Origin of the sequence: Pseudoalteromonas luteoviolacea, assembly GCF_018100925.1 — a bacterium.
GTDB classification, from domain to species: Bacteria; Pseudomonadota; Gammaproteobacteria; order Enterobacterales; family Alteromonadaceae; genus Pseudoalteromonas; species Pseudoalteromonas obscura.
In genome coordinates this window covers 98807-118481 of record NZ_JAGJEH010000008.1, presented here as the reverse complement: position 1 = coordinate 118481, position 19675 = coordinate 98807, and the positions used below count along the sequence as shown (strand labels likewise).

Below are 19675 nucleotides of genomic sequence, written 5' to 3'. Positions count from 1 at the left end.
TTTTTCTAGGATTCTTCTCTTTGAGCAATGATGGCTTTATACAGTGCATTTTTCTTTAATCCGAAGTACTCTGCTGCAACTCCACACGCCTTCTTTAGCGGCATTTCAGTCTCTAAAAGTGTGATTAGTTTCTGAGCTTCAGGTGTGATTGCAGCCGTTTCCTTCCCTTTTCCAGGCAAAATTAACACCAGCTCTCCTCGCTGGCGCTCCGGCTCAGCAGTCAAAAACTCAATCAATTCACACACTGGACCACTAAAAAACGTCTCGTAAGTTTTAGTCAATTCCTTTGCAAAAACCACCTGCTGTTGATCTCCCAGCGCGGTGGCCAAGTCACCTAAACTGGCCATGATGCGGTGGGTGCTTTCATACATAATACTAGTGATACCCGAATCAAACGCATCGTTAAAGAATTGTTGTCTTGCCTGACTTTTTGCAGGTGTAAAACCGACAAATTGAAATTTGTCAGTCGGCAAGCCGGAACAGCTCACAGCGGCAATCGCGGCACACGCGCCGGGCACGGGTGTAACCTTTGCGCCGACATCTCTGCACAAATTGACCACCGCATAACCTGGATCACTGATCAAAGGTGTACCAGCATCTGACACCAAAGCAATGTCTTTTCCTTCGTTCAACCAATCTACGATTTGTTGCGCTTTTTGTTTTTCATTATGATCATGCAAAGCAAAGGTTTTTGCTTTAATATTAAAGTGGCTCAATAGCTTGCCTGTGTGGCGTGTATCTTCTGCTGCGATCAGATCTACGTCAGCTAAGGTTTTCAGCGCTCGTTCACTAATATCGTCTAAATTGCCAATAGGTGTTGCGACGATGTAAAGGGTGCCTATTTTGTCTAAGGTTTCGGCTTTTGTCATTGAGCTCTCCAAGATCAGTCAGTAAGATATTCACATACAAGGTGATGAGTGAAGGTATACGCGTGCAACTGAAAAAATTAAGTCTAATAGTGGCTATATTGTCCGGGTTATCAGCGTGTGGTACAACCCCCAAAAACCAACAACCTGTAAGTAACCCACAATCTCAGGTCCAAAAAGCACAGCCGCAGGAAAACCTAGATGCAAATGCATTGTATACCCTTGCCCTTTCCAAGCAAGGCGCGAGCAGAATACAGTTACTTTATAATGCGCGAGAAGCAGCTATCATCGAACGAAATTGGTTGGTGCTAGAGCAGGTATGTTTTGAACTAGAGACTAAAGCAAGTGTCGATCATGTGCAAAACAAGCTATATATTGCCTTTGCCCAAAAAGAACAAGGAAAATTTGAGAGTGCCCACACCATATTGCAATCAGTCGATGCACAACTAAAACTTGCAGAACATCGAGGATGGCATCAATATCTGACAGGCAGTATTTTTGCGTCTCAAAAACTTCCCAAAAAGGCGCTCGTTCACTACTTTAAGAGCGCAGATATCGCGCAACAAAATAAACTCACCATCGCAGGACTAGACAATGATATTTGGTCCGCGTTGCAACAGTTATCCTCCTATGCGCTCGAGCGCTTCGACCGCGGCTCGGTTATTCAACAAGGGTGGGTCAAGCTCGCAAAATATCATCAAGTCTATTTAGGCTCCACAGTGCAACTGCATCAAGCCATGAATAATTGGCAAAGGCGCTATAAAAATCATCCTGGCAGTTTCATTATTCCCAATGAAGTCAAGTCGACCATCAATTTAGCGCCCTACCAAGCCACTAAGCTAGCAATTTTATTACCGCAATCAGGTAGTAGCGAGCGCTTAGGTGCTGCATTAAAAAATGGTTTCCTTGCTGCGATGGATAAAAGCCAAGTAAACGAAATTTACTTTATTGATGAAATGGACAGCGCTGAATTGATCGAAAGAGAACTACAAAAAGTTCAAGCAGACTTCATCATAGGACCTCTTTTAAAATCCAATATCGTCAAAGTTAAATCTAGCAGTTTTGTCGCTCAATCTGCTGCTATTTTTTTGAATGAAATAGACCCAGAAGATGCCGAGCGCATCCATACTGAACACTATTATTTTGCCCTAAACCCAGAGCACGAAGTAGAACAAGCAATGGTGCACTTTTTAGCAAAAGGTTTTCAAAAACCTATGCTGCTCGCACCGAATACACCATCTGGTCAACGTCTCATTGCTCACTTTAATTCGCAGTGGCAAAACTTCAGTGAAACAGAACCAGAGGCTGGGTTTTACAACAACAGCGAAGACATGGTCGAGGTGATCACTCAGCTACTTGAAGTAGATCGCTCGCAAGCTAGGATTAAAGAAGTTAAAAGCTTATTCCGTAGCGAAGTCGAAAGTGAAACACGCTCTAGACGAGATATAGACGCGATTTATATTTTAGGTGACGCAATTGAGACCCGCTTGATCAAGCCTTACCTTGATGTCAACGTTAGTACCTTTGCAGAGCGGATCCCGCTCTACGCCAGCTCACGGAGTTACAGCAAACAAATAGACAAAACAGACAAAGGTGATTTAGAGGGATTATACTTTACCGAGCTCCCTTGGATGCTCCCCGATGCTATCAATGAACGAAATTTGCGTGATACCTACGCCCGCCTGTGGCCAGAACAAGCAGATATTGAGCAGCGACTATTTGCAATGGCGCATGATGCACTCAATCTCATTCCGGAACTTAAGCAGTTAAGTAAAATACCGGGCAAAGAATTCGATGGTTTAACTGGCTCTTTGAGCATTAAAGAAGCCAATCAAATACACAGAAAATTAAGTTGGGGGCAATATCATAAAAATAGTATTCGCCTCGTGAGTTTAGATGAACGCCTGCCGACCCCTCTTTTCATGCAAAAAGAGTAAAGTATAGTTCTGGGGTACGCTTGGCTGCTAGGAGCAATTAATTAGGGACAGAAAAGATGCTAAAAGGAATTTTTACTAATACACGAGAGAAAGGCCTTTACTTTGAAACTATTGCAGAACGTTACTTAAAAAAACACGGCCTAACACCAGTTTCACGTAATTACTTGTGTAGACATGGAGAAATTGATTTAATCATGAAAGATGCCCAAACTTGGGTATTTGTGGAAGTTAAATATCGCAAAAGTCTCAAATATGGCGGTGCGATAAATACACTTTCACAACAAAAACAACAGCGTCTAAGGCGCAGTATATATCAATATATGCAAGATTTTACCTTGCATAATATAGCGCTGCGCGTAGACTTTGTTGCAATACAGGGGAACACCCCACATGCGATACAATGGATAAAGAACGTTTTTTAATATGCAAGAATCTATCAAAGCCATCTTTACCGAAAGCATTCAAGCGCAAATAGCAGCGGGAGAGGCACTTCCAGAACAACTAGAAACGGCTGCCTACGTCATTTCTCAGACTTTAATTAATGGCAATAAATTGATTTGCTGTGGCGAGCCTAGCAGCCATATGCTTGCGGAGCATTTTGCCAGCTTATTAATTAACTTTTATGAAACTGAGCGCCCTTGCTTACCAGCATTGACATTGAGTCAATCCAACATCAATTTGAGTAGCCAGCACACTAATACACTCACAGAGCTGTATGCTCGCCAGATCAGGGCTGTTGCGCAAGAAGGTGATTTACTTTTCGCTATTGCACTCAATGGTAATGAAAAAGAAGTTATTAGCGCAGTAGAGTCAGCTTTAACCAAAGACCTAAAGGTAATTGCATTAACGGGCAATGATGGTGGTGAACTAACTGGGTTATTGGGGCCTAATGATGTAGAAATTAGAGTGCCCAGCAAACGACCTAGTCGAATTTTAGAATCTCATATGTTTACTATACATTGTCTCAGTCAGCTCATCGACAACATTTTATTCCCACAGGATGCCTAATTATGATGTTAAGAACCATCTTGTTAATCTCGATATTGTCTTTGCTTCAAGGGTGTGCTGCCGCTGTTGTTGCAGGAACGGCAAGCGCAGTATCGGCAGCCAATGACAGACGTACAATTGGCTCCCAAATAGACGACAATAGCATTGAAATTAAAGCCACAATCGCGCTCAAACAAATCCAAAGACTGGCAAAACATGCCAACATTAATGTAGTGAGCGTGAATGGTACTGTGTTACTAACGGGGCAAGTTGCCAATGTAGAAATGCGTACTGAAGCAAACAAAGCGGTACAGTCTATTATTGGTGTAAAAAAATTATTTAATCAGATCCGAATTGGTAGCAATATCGGCCTTGCAACAAAAGGACACGATACTTGGCTGACATCAAAAGTAAAAACACAATTGCTTGCTGATGACAATGTCAATGGTAGTAATATCAAAGTTGTCACCGAAAATGCTGAAGTCTTTTTGATGGGAATGGTCGCTCCAGCTGAAGCCGAAAAGGCTGTTGAAATTGCACGGAATATTCACGGAGTTGAAAAGGTTGTTAAGGCATTCGAATATTTATAAGTGCCCACATATAAAAAAACCTGCAACTGCAGGTTTTTTTCTATTTGATAACGCGTAAATGCGCGCCTTTTTTAGGCTTGTCTGTGCCCGAAGGTTTCTCTTCAGTATCCTCAGACTGTGTTTCAACTTCTTGATCTACGTCATCATCAGAGTCATACGCTTGTTCTTCGTAATCCTCTTCAATACTTGCCTCAGAGAAAATAGTGCCTTCACCGTTTTCTCTCGCGTAGATAGCTAGGATCGCATCAACAGGTACATATACCTGCATTGGTTGTCCAGAAAAACGCGCACTGAAGCTCAGTGCGTCGTTATCCATCGTGAAGTTGTTTGCCGCGCTAGGGCTCACGTTAAGCACAATTTGTCCATCCTGTACAAACTGGACTGGTACTTGAACATGAGGATAGTTGGCATTGACTACTATATGTGGTGTGCACTGGTTGTCCACTATCCACTCATAGAACGCCCTTAGTAAATAAGGTCGGTTTGATGTCATTAGCTGCGGATCTCGCGCTCAATATCAGTCAAAGACGCCTGGAAAGACTCACGTTCGAACAAACGAAGCATATAATCTTTCAATTCACTTGCGCCACTGCCATTAAGCTCAATACCCAATTGAGGCAAACGCCATAGTAGTGGTGCCATAAAGCAGTCTACCAAGCTAAACTCTTCACTCATAAAGTAAGGTGCTTCGCCAAAGATAGGTGCCACAGCAAGTAGAGCTTCAGTTAACTCTTTGCGCGCGTTGTCAGCATCGTTTCCTGATAGAATTTTATCAGCAAGGCTGTACCAATCATTTTCGATACGGTGCATCATCAAGCGGCTGCGGCCACGCATAACTGGATAAACTGGCATCAACGGTGGATGCGGGAAACGCTCATCCAAATATTCCATAATGATATTTGCTTGATACAAGCCAAGTTCACGATCGATCAGCGTCGGAACTGTACCATATGGGTTAATTTCGTGTAGCGCTTCTGGCAAGTTATCCTTTTCAGCCAGATGAATATCAACACTTACACCTTTTTCTGCTAAAACGATACGAACCTGATGGCTATACATACAGTTTGCACCAGAAAAAAGAGTCATAACTGGGCGCTTATTGGCAGCTACGGCCATGCCTACCTCCATAAATTAATCACAAAGTAATCAAATCACTTTAAACAGCAATAGGGGCATGCGCCCCTATTACCTATAATCACCATTGAGTGTTCAAATTAATGAACGTCTCTCCAGTACTCTTTCTTCAATAAGAAAGCTAAGATGAAGAAGATTACCAAGAATCCAAGCACTTTGATACCTATTGCTTCTGATTCTAATCGAGAAGGCTCACCCACATACGCTAAAAAGTTAGTGAGATCCCTTGCTGCTTGATCGTATTCGTCATCACTCATCTCACCGGAGCCGTCAGTTTCGACACCCACAATTTTGGTTACAGTCTCACCATTTTCAACGACATCTTCTGTTATCGCCGTTGGTAAGCCCTGAAGTTCTTGTAGAACGTGAGGCATTCCCACTAGTGGAAATACAACATTATTCACACCAAAAGGACGAGACTCATCTTTATAAAATGACTTCAAGTAGGTATAGATATAATTTGGTGATTTAACTCGAGATATCAACGTTAAATCTGGCGGTGCCGCACCAAACCATTTGGCAGCATCATCCTGAGACATTGAGTTAAGGATGTGCGAACCTACTTTAGAGTCATCAAAGATTAATGTCTCTTTACCTATTTCAACAGGGATACCAATGTCACGAAAGGTGCGCTCATAACGTTGATATTGCATCTGGTGACAACCTAAACAGTAATTCATAAATAGTTTAGCGCCACGCTGCAAAGATGCATTGTCCCTCAAATCAATATTAGCGTCCATAAGCGGAACAGATGGACCTGCTGCCATTGCAAAGGTTGGCAACAATGCGAATAAACCGATTAATAGCTTTTTCATCATTTCGTCAACCTCGTCGGTAGTGGCTTCGTCGCTTCATTCTTTGAATAGAAATATAACAGTACAAAGAACATGAAATACGTCACAGTACAAATTTGCGACAAGATTGTCGAAAATACCGTCTGTGGTGTAGCTCCTGCCCAACCCAAAATTAAGAAGGTCACTACAAACTGTGCGATATTTAACTTGTGCCAAATACTGCGATAACGAATGGAGCGCACCTTACCTCTATCTAGCCACGGCAATAATGCCAGCATAACAATGGAGGCGCCCATCGCCACTACGCCAAATAGTTTATCAGGAATAGCACGTAAAATCGCATAGAAAGGCGTAAAATACCAAACAGGGAAGATATGTTCTGGTGTTTTAAGTGGATTTGCCGCTTCGAAGTTTGGCGCTTCTAAGAAGAAACCATTCATTTCAGGCATGAAGAACACCACCCAACAGAACAAAATAAGGAAACCAGCAACACCCAAGACGTCCTTTACGGTGTAATAAGGGTGGAATGGAATAGCATCAACAATGTCTTTTTTACTAGTGTAATATTCATGAAATTCAAACTTAGGTTTGTCTTCTTCAGCAACAGACCCTTTTTTGCGCTTGATCTCTACACCATCAGGGTTGTTAGAGCCCACCTCATGCAGCGCAACAATATGAAGGAAAACCAATATTACCAGCACCAGTGGCAACGCAATAACATGCAGTGCAAAAAAGCGATTTAGCGTTGCACCAGAAATCACGTAATCACCGCGGATCCAAAGAGTAAGATCTTCACCGACAAACGGGATCGCACCGAACAGCGAAATGATAACCTGTGCACCCCAAAATGACATCTGACCCCAAGGCAATAGATAACCCATAAAGGCTTCAGCCATCAAGGCAAGAAATATCAACATGCCAAAGAGCCATAACAACTCTCTTGGCTTTTGATAAGATCCATAAATCATGCCACGGAACATATGCAAGTATACGACTACAAAGAATGCAGAAGCACCTGTGGAGTGGAGATACCTCAATAGCCAACCGTATTCTACGTCCCGCATGATATATTCAACGGAAGCAAATGCACCTTCAGCTGAAGGTACAAAGTTCATTGTCAACCAAATCCCCGTAACAATTTGGTTAACCAAAACCAAAATCGCTAATGAACCAAATAAATACCAAAAATTGAAGTTTTTCGGAGCTGGGTACTGCGCAATGTGCATATTCCACACACGCGTCATAGGAATGCGATCGTTGATCCAGCCTACCACAGAGCTGACAACACCATCGCTAGATTGCTTGCTCGGCGCATCTACAGCCGGGCTTTGTTCTTCATATTTAGTTGCCATTATGCCACCTCTTCTTCTTCGCCCACAAGAATTGTGGTGTCATCAAGGAAGGTGTATGGTGGTACTTCCAAATTCAACGGCGCTGGAACATTTTGGAAAACACGTCCAGCCATGTCGAATTTAGAACCATGGCATGGACAGAAAAAGCCATCTGCCGTACCTTCCACTTTCTCGCCGAATCCACCATTCATAAACGTTGGAGAACAACCCAAGTGGGTACAGATCCCAACTGCAACAAAAATCTCCTCTCGTTTTGAGCGGTAGCTGTTTTTGGCCGAGTCCAACTGTTGTGCCTCGTTGGAGTTGGGGTCACGAAGTTGATCTTCGTGTTGTTTCATTTGTTCTAGCATTTTTGGTGTACGATAGATAACCCACACAGGTTTCCCTCGCCACTCAACACGAATTAGTTGTCCAGGCTCAAGTTTGCTTATGTCCACTTCTACAGGAGCCCCTGCAGATTTAGCACGCTCACTTGGATTCCAAGACGCAATAAAAGGAACAGCAGCTCCAACCGCACCAACACCACCTACGACAGAGGTAGCGATAGTTAAAAAACGGCGTCGGCTGTTGTCAACAGGCGCATTGCTCATCCACTTATCTCCACTATGATCCTCAACACTTGCTATATTGAGAACATCAGTTACAGCAGGTTAATTTTAAGATATTTCAAAATAGACGCGATCATTAGTAAAAACCATTTATTTAACAAGGTTATTACTATTCTAATGATGACCATATAAAGTGCTAAGCGCTTCAATAAACAGCCAAGACTAGAAACGACAGGTTATGATATGACGTCTTTCGCAATGATTCCCTGACCAAGATCAACCTCTTTTCAAATGAATGAAAAATTAATCAGACTATATCGCGAATAATTTACTTGCCCTGCAAGTGTAGCAGAGAAATGGTGATAAATTGGTCAACCTAAAAATAACATTTAGGCATTTTAGAAAGTTTAAAATAGTACAGCAGGAATTTTTAGAGGACAGACAAAGCGGAATAAACCGCTTTGCTTTTACGCTTGAGTATCACTATTGAATTAAAAAGTAGCCATTCAATTTGCGATAGTGCTCCCAGCCAGCTGAACAACTGGTTACATCACGATCTCGCCAATATAGTGCAACCTCTTTTCCCGCTGCATATGCGGTCAATGCCATGGACAATGAAGTTTGATCGTCAGGTAATAAAATCCAGCGGGTGTTTGTATTATCTAAATAAATCGCAGCTTGATTCTTGTCTGTCCACTTCACCAATTTAATAATTTTGCCCTTACAGGTCACCTCTGCTTGAACTGCAAATGTAGATACTAAAATAAAAATACTAAGAAGGTATTTCATGACAATTCCTTTAATTTTTGTCGTTATTTTAAAAATATAAAACCACAAAATTCGTCTTTGGCTCGCTTAAACGGAACTTTTTAAATCGAAGGCACCCAACAAATTGTGGCTGTTCACCTCTCGTTACAATCGCACCCACAAGTGAATGAAACGCGGTTAATCGCAATTGTACCAATAGTTAAAACACCACAATAGTGTTTAAAACAAAAAACCCAGCACAAGGCTGGGTTTTTGCAAATTCTGAAACGTAATAAATTAACGTTTTGAGAACTGTGTCTTCTTACGTGCTTTCTTAAGACCAACTTTCTTACGTTCAACGCGACGAGCGTCACGAGTAACGAAGCCAGCTTTACGTAGAGTAGGACGTAGTGACTCGTCAAACTCCATAAGAGCACGAGTGATACCGTGGCGGATTGCGCCAGCTTGACCAGTCATACCACCACCTGCAACAGTGATGTAAAGGTCAAACTTCTCAGTTAGTTCAACTAGCTCTAGTGGCTGACGAACAACCATGCGAGAAGTTTCACGACCGAAGTATTCTTCGATAGAACGTTGATTAATTACGATGTTGCCAGTGCCTGGGCGTAAGAATACGCGAGCACTTGAACTTTTACGACGACCTGTACCGTAGTATTGATTTGCCATGATAGTGCTCCTTAAATGTCTAGAACCTGAGGCTGTTGTGCCGCATGGTTGTGCTCGTTACCAGCGTAAACTTTAAGTTTACGGAACATTTCACGACCTAGAGGACCGCGAGGTAACATGCCTTTAACTGCTTTTTCGATGATCATTTCAGGCTTTTTAGCTTGAAGTTTTTCGAAGTTAACAGACTTAAGACCACCTGGATAACCAGAGTGAGCGTAGTACATTTTCTGCTGAGCTTTGTTACCAGTTACAGTAACTTTTTCAGCGTTGATAACGATGATGTAATCACCAGTGTCAACATGTGGAGTGTACTCAGCCTTGTGCTTACCGCGAAGGCGAGCAGCGATTTCAGTAGCAATACGACCTAAAGTTTTACCTTCAGCGTCAACTACGTACCAGTCACGTTTTACAGTTTCTGGTTTAGCAACAAACGTTTTCATTTATAAAATCCAAAGTTTTCAGTTAAAACCACTGGTAGTCAAAGGACTACCGCTCTACTAATGGTGCTTCAACCCCTTCGAGTTTAAGACTTTTTTGCCGCTCAAGTCGGTGGCTAAGCCGACGAGGGCTATAGAACGCAACGTGGCAGGCCGCGGATTATAGCAAGGGTAACTGGGAAAAACCAGCGTGTGGCTGATTTTTCCACTAGAAATGTTATTTAATTAAGCTAAGTGTTCTCGTGACAGGTATTCAAGGGATTGCATCTCTTGTAAACGACTGATACAACGCCTGAATTCAAAGTTTAATGTGCCTTGTGTATAAATGTCATCAATAGGTGCTTCCGAAGAAATGATCAAAGTCACATTGCGCTCGTAGAACTCATCGACCAAGGCAATAAAACGCCGTGCAGCATCGTCGTTTGACTGGCCCATTTGTTTTACATTCGACAAGATAACCGTGTTATATAAACGGCTAATCTCCATATAATCCACCTGTGAACGTGCCGTTTCACATAACTGCGTAAAATCAAACATGGCAATGCAATCTGACACCTTGCGCGTTTTAATCATGCGCCCTTCGATTTCAATTTCAGCGTCAAGCACGCCTGGTTCTGGTGACAACTTATCAAAGTACTCAAATAAATTGTCATCGGCCTGTGCATCAAGCGGACTATGGAAAATTTCCGCGGATTCCAACGTCCGTAATCGATAATCAATACCAGAATCCACATTCACAATTTCTGTATTGGCTTTAACAAGCGCTATAGCTGGCAAAAATCGCGCCCGCTGCAAACCATTACGATACAACTCATCGGGCACAATATTGGACGTTGCAACAAGGACTATCCCACGTTCAAACAACGCCTCCATCAAGCCACCTAATAACATTGCATCGGTAATATCTTGGACAAAAAACTCATCGAAGCAAATGATGTCCGTCTCTGACTTAAATATGTCGGCTACAACGTTGAGTGGGTTTTTAACCTCTTTGAGTTTTTTTAATTCATCGTGAACGCGATGCATAAAGCGGTGAAAGTGCACACGCATTTTTCTGTCACTGGGTAAAGCTTCATAAAAAGTGTCGACCAAATACGTTTTACCACGACCTACTCCTCCCCAAAAATAGAGCCCTTTTACTGGCTCTATTTGCTTTTTGCCAAAAAGTTTAGCAAAGAAACCTTTTGGTTCAGGCGGTTGAGATATCAAATCGTCATATAAACGCTGTAAATGCTTTACGGCATTCTCTTGCGCACTGTCGTACTGAAAATCATCTCTTGTAAGATCTTGTTGATACTTTTCCCACGGCGTCATCATATTTTTTTATTGAACAGAGCAGTTTTATTTGCCCAATATATTAACACGCATCCAATCTCAGCGTATATTTAACCTATCGATAGATAGCATTTTAGTAAAAGTAATTAGGTGACACTCACCTTACACAGGAGTAAATATGACAACAATTGCATGGTTGGGCTTATTGATCATCGTGGCGATCAGTGCATTTTTCTTAGGTTCACTCTTTACCAAAAAGCAGTTCAAACATGAAGAATTAGAACAGCAAGCACAGCAAGCTGAGCAAAATTTGGAACAATATAGGCAGGATGTCGCAGACCACTTAGCAAATACTAAAAAGTTAGTTGGCAAAATGCAGGACAATTACAGCCAACTACTTCAGCATGTAGAAGACACCAACCAGCTTTTACTCGAGGAAAAGCGCAGCCACTCAAATGAGCCGTTTTTCTCTAAAGAGACCACTGAACAACTTCAAGCATCATTGCGCGCAAGACCTGAAAAAAGGCGCAATAGTGAGTCAACTCACCATCAACAACCCGTTGATTATGCCGAAGGAGAAAGCGGTTTATTTAACGATGATCGCGCAAAAAGCGAGCAATTAAAAACTTCTTGATGAACTTTTTTTCGACCTCATAGTCTTTAGAAATAACCACCGAATAACAGAGCGGGTGCTACCCGCTCTTTAATTCTGACTCACATCATACCGCTTAAAAGGTATTATAAACTGCTGTTTAATAAGCAGTAAAAGTGATGTGTTTAACGCTGTTATTTAGGAGAATTTCCAGACTATGAAATTAAAATTAACTTTATTATCCGCAGCGCTTTTCTCTTCCAGCTTACTTTTGCTTCCACAAAGCGCAGAAGCTAGGCTACCCGTTGCGGTCGATGGTCAACAAATGCCGACGCTTGCGCCAATGTTAGAGCGCGTAACACCTGGTGTTGTGAGCATCCAAGTTTCAGGCGCCAAAGAAGTACGCCGCCGCGTTGACCCGTTCGATTTTTTCTTCGGCAACCCTGCACCTCGAACACAAAAACGTCCTTTTAGCGGCTTAGGCTCAGGGGTGATAATTGATGCCGATGAAGGCTATGTTGTCACCAATAACCATGTGGTTGACGAAGCGGACAATATTATTGTAACGCTCAAGGATGGCCGAGAATTTAAAGCTAAATTAATCGGTGCTGACAAAGAATCTGATATTGCGTTACTTCAGATTGACAACGAAGATCTCACCGAAGTAAAGCTCGCTGATTCAGACAAACTCCGTGTCGGTGATTTTTCAGTTGCCATCGGTAACCCGTTTGGCCTTAGCCACACAGTAACATCAGGTATCGTCAGCGCACTTGGTCGCAGTGGCCTAAACATAGAGGGTTATGAAGATTTTATTCAAACCGATGCAGCAATCAATCAGGGGAATTCGGGCGGCGCATTAGTCAACTTAAAAGGTGAACTGATTGGTATCAACACCGCGATCCTTGGCGCTTCAGGCGGCAATGTTGGAATAGGCTTTGCCATCCCGTCCAACATGATGAAAAATCTGGTCGATCAAATCATCGAGTATGGTCAAGTAAGGCGTGGTTCTCTTGGTATTGTAGGTCGCACACTCAATGCAGGCCTTGCTGAAGCCCAAGGGTTTGATGTCAAACAAGGGGTTTATATTCAAGAGGTCACCCCTGATTCAGCGGCTGCTGAAGCAGGTGTTAAAGCAAATGATGTTATTACCAGTGTTGATGGCGACAAAGTCGAAAGTATTGAAGAGTTGCGCGGAAAAATCGCGACCCTTGGAGAAGGCCGTGAAATTGAAGTGGGCATTTACCGCGACGGTAAAAAACGTACCTTAGATGTTAAATTACAAGGTCAAAATGAACGACAAGCTCAGGCTGACCGGATCCATCCAAGCTTACGAGGTGCGGTACTTGAAAGTAATGAGCGCAATGGCAACCAAGGTATTGTAGTTGTCAGCATTGATGAGCGTTCGCCAGCTGCTCGAGTCGGGCTACAAGAAGGTGATGTGATAATGCAAGTTAACCGCCAGCGAGTAACCACAGTCAGAGAAATGAAAAGTCTGATTGACGATATTCAAGGCAACATTGTATTGGGCATTAAACGTGGGAGAGACTCTGTTTTCTATCTAATTCAGTAAAGAGCTACAAAAAACAGCTAGAATTGCGCAGCGGCTCTTGCCGCTGCGTTGTTTTGTGTCATGATAGCTTTATCACAAAATTAAATACGTATAACAATAAACCGTGCTTCAATTTATTAGATTTATTCTCGTCCCCGCTTTGATAGGGCTCGGTATTGCATTTTTTATCCTCTGGTTAAAACCTGAGTTAAGAGAAAAAGCAGCCAATTTAAACGTGCCATACACTGTTCAGCAAATGAGTTTTGCCAATGGTGTTAGCCGAGCAGCGCCCGCTGTTGTCACTATATTTTCTGAAAGCTTTAGTTCAGTGCCTCGATTTAAACGTCAAAATCGCATTCAAGAATTGGGGTCAGGTGTGATAATGAGCTCGGATGGCTACATATTGACGAACTACCATGTCATCAATAGTGCAGATCAAATCATTGTCTTACTGCCCGATGGCAGACAATATTATGGTGTGCTGATCGGATTTGACACCATTACTGATCTCGCGGTTATCAAAGTAAATGAAGATCATCTGCCAGTTATCCCAATGAATGACAATTTAATTCCGCGTATTGGGGACGTAGTACTGGCCATCGGCAACCCGCTCAACCTTGGGCAAACCATCACACAAGGGATAATCAGTGCAACAGGTAAACAGACTTTAACGGACAGCCAATATAATAGCCTGTTGCAAACCGATGCCGCGGTCAACGTTGGTAATTCAGGTGGCGCTCTGGTCAACTCAAATGGCACCTTAGTGGGTATTACATCTGCTCAATTTACCACGCGGTACAACATTGATATTGAAGGTATCTCCTTTGCTGTACCCTACCGGCTTGCCAAGGATGTTATGACTAAAATCATTGAAGATGGCCGCGTTATTCGGGGCTATTTGGGCTTCAAAGGCACAGCAGTGGATAACAAGGGGCAGGTTATTACCGATGTCTACACTCCGATCATGGGATTGCGGATCAGTGAGCTTGACCCTCTAGGTCCAGTATGGCAAGCGGGTATGAAAGATGGAGACATTGTCACCAAAGTTGCGGGAAATGCTATTACCAACCCGCAAAAAACGCTGCGTACCATTGGCAACACAGAGCCAGGTACCGAGCTTGAGTTTGAAGTGAATCGTAATGGAGAGCGCCTCGTATTTATGGTCGAGGTCGTCGAACTCGAAACCCCTATTTACTAGCGCTTCTATCTAGAAAACGCGAGCTATGAAACGACACCATAATTGGTTTATCCAACTATGGTGAGTTTCTTCACTTGGCGCGCAATGTTAGTTGTGCTTGCGACGAATATTTGCCCCAAGACGACTGAGCTTGTCTTCTATTTTTTGATAGCCTCTATCAACATGATAAATGCGATCAACTACAGTTTCGCCTTGCGCGACAATGCCCGTTAAAATCAAGCTTGCTGAAGCACGCAGATCCGTTGCCATCACTTGTGCACCCGATAAATGCGTGGTTTCATCACAAATTGCAGTATTCCCTTCTAGACGAATATTAGCGCCCATTCGCTGAAGCTCTGGCACATGCATAAAGCGATTCTCAAAAATTGTTTCAGTAATCGTCGCACTGCCATTTGCAACCACATTGAGTGCCGTAAATTGTGCTTGCATATCTGTCGGAAAACCAGGGTGTGGCATGGTCTTGATATTTACAGCTTTCAGATCTCGGTTTTTCATACTAACAAAAATGCTATCGCCATTGACCTCAACTGCGGCATTGGCTTGACGAAGCTTTTCAAGTACTGGCTCGAGGCTAGCGTGATCGGTATTGCGACATAACACTTCACCTTTGCTCATTGCCGCAGCGACTAAAAATGTCCCTGTTTCAATACGATCGGGTAGGATTTTATGCTCACAGCCATCTAGCTTTTCAACACCTTGTATTTCAATGCGGCTTGAGCCCGCTCCTTGAATCTTGGCACCCATGGCTGTCAAGCACAGTGCTAAGTTGATGATCTCAGGTTCGCGCGCTGCGTTTTCTAACACAGTGGTCCCCTCAGCCAAAGTAGCAGCCATTAGCAGGTTTTCTGTTGCACCGACAGACACGGTCTCCATGAAAACTTCCGCGCCTTGCAAGCGCTTCCCCTGTGGCGTTTGAGCATTGATATAACCGTTCTCTACGCTAATTTGAGCGCCCATTTTTTCAAGGCCTGAGATATGTAAATCAACCGGACGAGCACCAATGGCACACCCTCCAGGCAGTGAGACCTGTGCTTTACCAAAACGCGCCAAAAGTGGCCCTAGGGCTAAAACAGACGCACGCATTTGCTTGACGAGCTCATAAGGAGCCAGTACTTTGTCAACACAGCGTCCATCTACTTCCAGTAGCTCTCCGCGCCAATTTACTTCGGCTCCAAGTGTCCGCAGTAGCGCTTCTGTCGTAACAATATCACGCAACTGAGGTACGTTACTAAAAGTACTTTTGCCATCTGCAAGTAATGCAGCAAATAAGATAGGGAGAGCCGCATTCTTGGCTCCAGATATAGTGACTTCACCGTTTAAAGTGGTGCCACCTTGGATTACAAATTGATCCATTGTGGCTCCTAATTATTGTGGCAAAATGAACTTCTGCTCGCGCTGCCACTCGGTAGGTGTGAATGCTTTTATGCTTACTGCATGTATTGTCCCATCTTTGATCACTTCCATCAGTGGGGCGTATACCATTTGCTCTCTTTTAACGCGTCTTAGTCCATCAAAACACTCACCAACGGCAATCACTTCGTAGTGACTGCCATTCGCTTTTACTTTCACTTCTTCTAAGGTCAAAGATTGTTGTAAAACAGTTTCGACTTGATTCGTTTCCATTGGACTCACTCAAATAAGGTTGTGACCTGCCCCAATTCCATCAAATTTTGCAATTGCTCAGGTCTATTCTTTAACTCAAGGCGCGTGCCTTGTTGTTTCAATTTTCCTAAAGAGTGAATTAACCAAGCTAAACCCGCGGTGTCAACCCTTGAGACCTCACAAAGGTCAAAATACAGCTCTGACTGCGCATTTTCTAACAATTGATTAAGAAGTGATTCATTTATCAGTGTGTCACGAGTCAATTCACCTTTAACCGCGACGGTATCATCAGCAACCTTGGTAAAGTGCAGATTAGGCATTTCCATCATCCCCTCTAAACTGAACCGGCAGCTGACTTTTCTTTTCCAACAGCGAGATCACATGTTCAATCCCCTGTTGACGCAATATACCGTGTAACTCACTTTGTTTCGCATCAAGTAGACTGATCCCTTCTGCCATCATATCAAATGCGCGCCACTCGCCCTTTTTGTTTTTACGTACCTTAAAATCAATTTTGATATCAGGTTTACCAGCTTCAATGATCCTTGTTTTTACTGTGGCCACATTCGCGTCGCCTATAGCACGCGGTGCTTCAAACTCTACTTTTTGATCTGTGTACTGTGTAAATACGCCCGCGTAAGTTGCAACCAAATACGATTTAAACACCTCAATGAATACCTTGATGTTTTGTACCGCTTGCTTTTTCTCTTCCTTATCTTTAATCGTGCGCACTTTTTGAATATAGCTACCCAAGACTCTGTAAGCCGCATATTTATAGTCAATATAAGGTAAAAGCTCCTGCTCAACGATCACTCTTAAATGTTCTTTATCTTTGGCAATAATATTTTGATCTTTCGCTACTCGTTGAAACGTATTTTCTGCAACCTGTTGAACCATTTTATACGGGTCTTTCAAGTCAACCTGCATCGCATTGGCGAACGATACCAACAACGAGAGAATAAAAATGCTCACAACAAAAAAATGATTCTTCGACATATCTGCTTACTCGCTGCTTTGATTAAACAAGAATTGACCTATCAGTTCTTCTAATACGAGTGCTGACTTAGTATCCGTTATCGCATCGCCGTCTTTAAGCGCTAGACTTTCAACACCAAAGAGATCGTCTAAATCTACTTCATCCTGTGCTGAAACTTCATTCCCTAAACACGTTTGCTTTGCAGATTCAGAAGCAATGACAGGCGAAATACCCAGGTACTGCTCCCCCAGTATGCCCGAAGTCAAAATGGACACCGAAGTCGTGTCTGAGAACTGACATTCATACGTTTTATCAATGCTCATGCTCACAACTGGGACAAATTCTTCTGGGTGAATTTGAATGCCGTCAACACGACCAATGACAACACCACCGACCTTAATTGGGGCGCGGGTTTTTAACGAGCCGATATTGTCAAATTTGGCTTCCAGTCTATATGTTTCGCCATTACCACTGATCCCTGCATTAGCTACTTTCATTGCAAGCATAACAAACGCAGCGACACCTAAGGCTACAAATAAGCCAACTAAAATTTCTATTTTCCGTGTATTCATTTTTTCCTAACCCTTAACTCGAAAACATCACTGCTGTTAATACAAAATCAAAGCCTAAAACAGCCAGTGAAGAATGCACAACGGTTTCCGTTGTCGCCTTGCTTATCCCTTCTGAAGTAGGGATACAATCATAACCTTTATACAATGCGATCCACGTAACGATTAACGCAAAGACAAAACTTTTTATAAGACCATTCATTATATCTTGTTGCAGCGAAACCTGAGACTGCATAATTGACCAAAAGCTTCCTGAATCGACGCCTAACCAATCAACACCGACTAAATGTGCGCCTATAATTGCCACAGCGGAAAATATCAATGCCAGTAAAGGCATACTGATAAAACCGGCCCAAAAACGAGGTGCTACAACTCGCTTCAAAGGGTCTACAGCCATCATTTCTAAACTAGATAGTTGCTCGGTTGCTTTCATTAAGCCTATTTCGGCAGTTAAAGCACTACCGGCACGGCCGGCAAATAATAATGCTGTCACAACAGGACCAAGTTCTCGCAACAAGCTCAGAGCTACCAACGGCCCCAAACTGTCTTCAGCACCATAACCAACTAACACCGTGTAGCCTTGAAGCGCTAGCACCATTCCGATAAATAGACCGGATACCATGATGATCAAAAGAGACTGGTGACCCACCATGTAAAGCTGCTTTATCAGTAAAGGAGCACCTTGTCGAAGGTTGGGAACATTCAACAGTGCCCCTAGCAACATTTGTGTTGCTCGACCGATAGATGCAAAGCGGCTGAGCGTTTTATGTCCTAACTTTTGTAAAAAATCCACGCTTATACGCCTCCATCCAATAATTCCTGTTCATACGGCGCAGCTTTATAATGAAACGGGACAGGACCATCCGACAATCCCTGCAAGAATTGCTGCACAAGCGGGGAGCTATGAGCCAGCATCTGTTCCGGAGAGCCACTGCCAATAACCCCCTGCTCTGCGATAATAACAACATGATCAGCAATACTGAGTACTTCTGTGACATCATGGGTCACGATGAGTGATGAAAGCCCTAACACTTCATTCAGAGATTTAATCATTCTGACCAGCACGCCCATTGAGATTGGATCCTGCCCGGCAAAAGGCTCATCATACATAATGAGTTCAGGGTCTAGCGCAATTGCCCTTGCTAGTGCAGCTCGTCTAGCCATACCGCCTGAGAGCTCTGCTGGCATAAGTGATCGCGCACCGCGTAAGCCAACCGCTTGCAACTTCATTAATACAATAAGACGAATTAAGTCTTCGCTTAGCTGGGTGTGTTCACGTAGTGGAAAAGCAACATTGTCAAAAACGGACATGTCGGTAAAAAGTGCGCCACTTTGGAATAGCATGCTCATTTGTTTTCGTGCTTGATATAACTCAGAACGAGACATAGCAGGCACACTTGAGCCCATAAACGTAATATCGCCACTATCTGGGCGAAGTTGACCACCTATCAAGCGCAACATGGTTGTTTTACCAATACCACTAGGCCCCATGATGGCTGTAATTTTACCTCTAGGCACTGAAAAGCTCATATTTTTATATATGACCCTATCACCGCGAGAAAAGGTTACATCCTTGACTTCAACGATTGACTGCGACAAGTCGCTCTCCATATATCGATTTCACCAATTGGTGAATAATACGTTTTTTTACACCAAGATGGAAAATGCAAATTGGTAAAATTTTGTAATGGACATGGTTACAAAACGTTGAATATCGCCGTATCACGTAAATTTATCCGTTTACCTATCTACAGTATTGCTCTATCAAGATCAGATTATTTATACATTTGACAACGCATTTGATAATATTTACCGCACTGTATTTAGTTGCTCGG

General features: G+C 43.0%; 24 protein-coding genes. 7 read left to right on the top strand and 17 right to left on the bottom strand.

Going from position 1 to position 19675, the window contains the following annotated elements; translation table 11 throughout:
* Positions 1 to 5: 5 nt before the first annotated feature.
* The gene (gene rsmI, locus J8M00_RS17930; RefSeq protein ID WP_211011897.1) at positions 6 to 869 is read right to left on the bottom strand and encodes a 16S rRNA (cytidine(1402)-2'-O)-methyltransferase; all 864 of its coding nucleotides are present in this window, start codon (positions 867 to 869) and stop codon (positions 6 to 8) included.
* Positions 870 to 931: 62 nt separating this feature from the next.
* On the opposite strand from rsmI, the gene J8M00_RS17925 reads away from it, so the two are divergent.
* From J8M00_RS17925 to dolP, 4 genes are read left to right on the top strand one after another with little or no spacing between them, the layout of a single operon-like run.
* Positions 932 to 2803, top strand: a complete 1872-nt coding sequence (locus tag J8M00_RS17925) for a penicillin-binding protein activator (RefSeq protein ID WP_211011896.1) — start codon at positions 932 to 934, stop codon at positions 2801 to 2803.
* Between the two features lie 56 nt (positions 2804 to 2859).
* Positions 2860 to 3225 (top strand): YraN family protein, encoded by a 366-nt coding sequence (locus J8M00_RS17920; protein ID WP_211011895.1) that lies wholly within the window; start codon positions 2860 to 2862, stop codon positions 3223 to 3225.
* 1 nt (position 3226) lies between these two features.
* On the top strand, positions 3227 to 3811 hold the full coding sequence (locus J8M00_RS17915) for an SIS domain-containing protein (protein WP_211011894.1): 585 nt from the start codon (positions 3227 to 3229) through the stop codon (positions 3809 to 3811).
* A gap of 2 nt (positions 3812 to 3813) precedes the next feature.
* Positions 3814 to 4380, top strand: a complete 567-nt coding sequence (gene dolP, locus J8M00_RS17910) for a division/outer membrane stress-associated lipid-binding lipoprotein (RefSeq protein WP_211011893.1) — start codon at positions 3814 to 3816, stop codon at positions 4378 to 4380.
* Positions 4381 to 4420: 40 nt separating this feature from the next.
* On the opposite strand, the gene J8M00_RS17905 is transcribed toward dolP, so the two are convergent.
* From J8M00_RS17905 to zapE, 9 genes are all read right to left on the bottom strand, one after another.
* Positions 4421 to 4873: a ClpXP protease specificity-enhancing factor gene (locus J8M00_RS17905; protein WP_211011892.1), complete on the bottom strand. Its 453-nt coding sequence runs from the start codon at positions 4871 to 4873 to the stop codon at positions 4421 to 4423.
* On the bottom strand, positions 4873 to 5496 hold the full coding sequence (gene sspA, locus J8M00_RS17900) for a stringent starvation protein SspA (RefSeq protein ID WP_023397219.1): 624 nt from the start codon (positions 5494 to 5496) through the stop codon (positions 4873 to 4875). Before sspA ends, J8M00_RS17905 begins: the two co-directional genes overlap by 1 nt.
* A 98-nt stretch (positions 5497 to 5594) precedes the next feature.
* Positions 5595 to 6332 carry a cytochrome c1 gene (locus J8M00_RS17895; RefSeq protein WP_023397220.1) on the bottom strand — a complete coding sequence of 246 codons (738 nt, stop codon included), beginning with the start codon at positions 6330 to 6332 and terminating at the stop codon, positions 5595 to 5597.
* Positions 6329 to 7552, bottom strand: a complete 1224-nt coding sequence (locus J8M00_RS17890) for a cytochrome b (RefSeq protein WP_211012108.1) — start codon at positions 7550 to 7552, stop codon at positions 6329 to 6331. Before J8M00_RS17890 ends, J8M00_RS17895 begins: the two co-directional genes overlap by 4 nt.
* Before the next feature lie 107 nt (positions 7553 to 7659).
* Positions 7660 to 8250, bottom strand: coding sequence for a ubiquinol-cytochrome c reductase iron-sulfur subunit (gene petA / locus J8M00_RS17885; protein ID WP_023397222.1), 591 nt, complete (start codon positions 8248 to 8250; stop codon positions 7660 to 7662).
* A gap of 441 nt (positions 8251 to 8691) precedes the next feature.
* Positions 8692 to 8997: a hypothetical protein gene (locus J8M00_RS17880; protein ID WP_211011891.1), complete on the bottom strand. Its 306-nt coding sequence runs from the start codon at positions 8995 to 8997 to the stop codon at positions 8692 to 8694.
* 255 nt (positions 8998 to 9252) lie between these two features.
* Positions 9253 to 9645: a 30S ribosomal protein S9 gene (gene rpsI / locus J8M00_RS17875; protein WP_145925054.1), complete on the bottom strand. Its 393-nt coding sequence runs from the start codon at positions 9643 to 9645 to the stop codon at positions 9253 to 9255.
* A gap of 8 nt (positions 9646 to 9653) precedes the next feature.
* Entirely contained in the window at positions 9654 to 10082 is a 429-nt protein-coding gene (rplM, locus tag J8M00_RS17870) for a 50S ribosomal protein L13 (protein WP_023397225.1), read from the bottom strand.
* A gap of 222 nt (positions 10083 to 10304) precedes the next feature.
* Complete coding sequence (gene zapE, locus J8M00_RS17865; RefSeq protein WP_211012107.1) at positions 10305 to 11393, bottom strand: cell division protein ZapE; 1089 nt, start codon at positions 11391 to 11393, stop codon at positions 10305 to 10307.
* 139 nt (positions 11394 to 11532) lie between these two features.
* Between zapE and J8M00_RS17860 the strand changes: the two genes are divergently transcribed.
* The 3 genes from J8M00_RS17860 (at position 11533) to J8M00_RS17850 (ending at position 14693) form a co-directional block, all read left to right on the top strand.
* Complete coding sequence (locus J8M00_RS17860) at positions 11533 to 11988, top strand: ZapG family protein (protein WP_211011890.1); 456 nt, start codon at positions 11533 to 11535, stop codon at positions 11986 to 11988.
* Between the two features lie 175 nt (positions 11989 to 12163).
* Positions 12164 to 13516, top strand: a complete 1353-nt coding sequence (locus J8M00_RS17855) for a DegQ family serine endoprotease (RefSeq protein ID WP_211011889.1) — start codon at positions 12164 to 12166, stop codon at positions 13514 to 13516.
* Between the two features lie 235 nt (positions 13517 to 13751).
* On the top strand, positions 13752 to 14693 hold the full coding sequence (locus tag J8M00_RS17850) for a trypsin-like peptidase domain-containing protein (protein WP_247687453.1): 942 nt from the start codon (positions 13752 to 13754) through the stop codon (positions 14691 to 14693).
* 87 nt (positions 14694 to 14780) lie between these two features.
* Here the strand turns inward: J8M00_RS17850 and murA are convergent, their stop codons facing one another.
* From murA to J8M00_RS17815, 7 genes are read right to left on the bottom strand one after another with little or no spacing between them, the layout of a single operon-like run.
* Entirely contained in the window at positions 14781 to 16046 is a 1266-nt protein-coding gene (gene murA / locus J8M00_RS17845; protein WP_211011887.1) for a UDP-N-acetylglucosamine 1-carboxyvinyltransferase, read from the bottom strand.
* A 12-nt stretch (positions 16047 to 16058) separates the two neighbouring features.
* Positions 16059 to 16316 (bottom strand): BolA family protein, encoded by a 258-nt coding sequence (locus J8M00_RS17840; protein WP_039608173.1) that lies wholly within the window; start codon positions 16314 to 16316, stop codon positions 16059 to 16061.
* Between the two features lie 5 nt (positions 16317 to 16321).
* Positions 16322 to 16615 carry an STAS domain-containing protein gene (locus J8M00_RS17835; RefSeq protein ID WP_036974894.1) on the bottom strand — a complete coding sequence of 98 codons (294 nt, stop codon included), beginning with the start codon at positions 16613 to 16615 and terminating at the stop codon, positions 16322 to 16324.
* Positions 16608 to 17291, bottom strand: coding sequence for an MlaC/ttg2D family ABC transporter substrate-binding protein (locus J8M00_RS17830; RefSeq protein ID WP_211011886.1), 684 nt, complete (start codon positions 17289 to 17291; stop codon positions 16608 to 16610). The genes J8M00_RS17835 and J8M00_RS17830 overlap by 8 nt, the downstream gene beginning before the upstream one ends.
* Before the next feature lie 6 nt (positions 17292 to 17297).
* Positions 17298 to 17843: an outer membrane lipid asymmetry maintenance protein MlaD gene (mlaD, locus tag J8M00_RS17825; protein ID WP_211011885.1), complete on the bottom strand. Its 546-nt coding sequence runs from the start codon at positions 17841 to 17843 to the stop codon at positions 17298 to 17300.
* Between the two features lie 13 nt (positions 17844 to 17856).
* Positions 17857 to 18633 (bottom strand): lipid asymmetry maintenance ABC transporter permease subunit MlaE, encoded by a 777-nt coding sequence (gene mlaE, locus J8M00_RS17820; RefSeq protein WP_211011884.1) that lies wholly within the window; start codon positions 18631 to 18633, stop codon positions 17857 to 17859.
* Positions 18634 to 18635: 2 nt separating this feature from the next.
* On the bottom strand, positions 18636 to 19451 hold the full coding sequence (locus J8M00_RS17815) for an ATP-binding cassette domain-containing protein (protein ID WP_211011883.1): 816 nt from the start codon (positions 19449 to 19451) through the stop codon (positions 18636 to 18638).
* Positions 19452 to 19675: the final 224 nt, after the last annotated feature.

What these genes read in the sequence shown, in the direction of transcription:
- J8M00_RS17880 (WP_211011891.1), bottom strand. Translation starts at nt 8,997, where the DNA reads ATGAAATACCTTCTTAGTATTTTTATTTTAGTATCTACATTTGCAGTT.
- rplM (WP_023397225.1), bottom strand. Translation starts at nt 10,082, where the DNA reads ATGAAAACGTTTGTTGCTAAACCAGAAACTGTAAAACGTGACTGGTAC.
- J8M00_RS17815 (WP_211011883.1), bottom strand. Translation starts at nt 19,451, where the DNA reads ATGGAGAGCGACTTGTCGCAGTCAATCGTTGAAGTCAAGGATGTAACC.
- sspA (WP_023397219.1), bottom strand. Translation starts at nt 5,496, where the DNA reads ATGGCCGTAGCTGCCAATAAGCGCCCAGTTATGACTCTTTTTTCTGGT.
- J8M00_RS17895 (WP_023397220.1), bottom strand. Translation starts at nt 6,332, where the DNA reads ATGATGAAAAAGCTATTAATCGGTTTATTCGCATTGTTGCCAACCTTT.
- murA (WP_211011887.1), bottom strand. Translation starts at nt 16,046, where the DNA reads ATGGATCAATTTGTAATCCAAGGTGGCACCACTTTAAACGGTGAAGTC.
- petA (WP_023397222.1), bottom strand. Translation starts at nt 8,250, where the DNA reads ATGAGCAATGCGCCTGTTGACAACAGCCGACGCCGTTTTTTAACTATC.
- J8M00_RS17835 (WP_036974894.1), bottom strand. Translation starts at nt 16,615, where the DNA reads ATGCCTAATCTGCACTTTACCAAGGTTGCTGATGATACCGTCGCGGTT.
- J8M00_RS17830 (WP_211011886.1), bottom strand. Translation starts at nt 17,291, where the DNA reads ATGTCGAAGAATCATTTTTTTGTTGTGAGCATTTTTATTCTCTCGTTG.
- J8M00_RS17915 (WP_211011894.1), top strand. Translation starts at nt 3,227, where the DNA reads ATGCAAGAATCTATCAAAGCCATCTTTACCGAAAGCATTCAAGCGCAA.
- J8M00_RS17920 (WP_211011895.1), top strand. Translation starts at nt 2,860, where the DNA reads ATGCTAAAAGGAATTTTTACTAATACACGAGAGAAAGGCCTTTACTTT.
- rsmI (WP_211011897.1), bottom strand. Translation starts at nt 869, where the DNA reads ATGACAAAAGCCGAAACCTTAGACAAAATAGGCACCCTTTACATCGTC.
- J8M00_RS17850 (WP_247687453.1), top strand. Translation starts at nt 13,752, where the DNA reads ATGAGTTTTGCCAATGGTGTTAGCCGAGCAGCGCCCGCTGTTGTCACT.
- J8M00_RS17855 (WP_211011889.1), top strand. Translation starts at nt 12,164, where the DNA reads ATGAAATTAAAATTAACTTTATTATCCGCAGCGCTTTTCTCTTCCAGC.
- J8M00_RS17860 (WP_211011890.1), top strand. Translation starts at nt 11,533, where the DNA reads ATGACAACAATTGCATGGTTGGGCTTATTGATCATCGTGGCGATCAGT.
- mlaD (WP_211011885.1), bottom strand. Translation starts at nt 17,843, where the DNA reads ATGAATACACGGAAAATAGAAATTTTAGTTGGCTTATTTGTAGCCTTA.
- J8M00_RS17840 (WP_039608173.1), bottom strand. Translation starts at nt 16,316, where the DNA reads ATGGAAACGAATCAAGTCGAAACTGTTTTACAACAATCTTTGACCTTA.
- J8M00_RS17890 (WP_211012108.1), bottom strand. Translation starts at nt 7,552, where the DNA reads ATGACGCGTGTGTGGAATATGCACATTGCGCAGTACCCAGCTCCGAAA.
- J8M00_RS17905 (WP_211011892.1), bottom strand. Translation starts at nt 4,873, where the DNA reads ATGACATCAAACCGACCTTATTTACTAAGGGCGTTCTATGAGTGGATA.
- zapE (WP_211012107.1), bottom strand. Translation starts at nt 11,393, where the DNA reads ATGACGCCGTGGGAAAAGTATCAACAAGATCTTACAAGAGATGATTTT.
- dolP (WP_211011893.1), top strand. Translation starts at nt 3,814, where the DNA reads ATGATGTTAAGAACCATCTTGTTAATCTCGATATTGTCTTTGCTTCAA.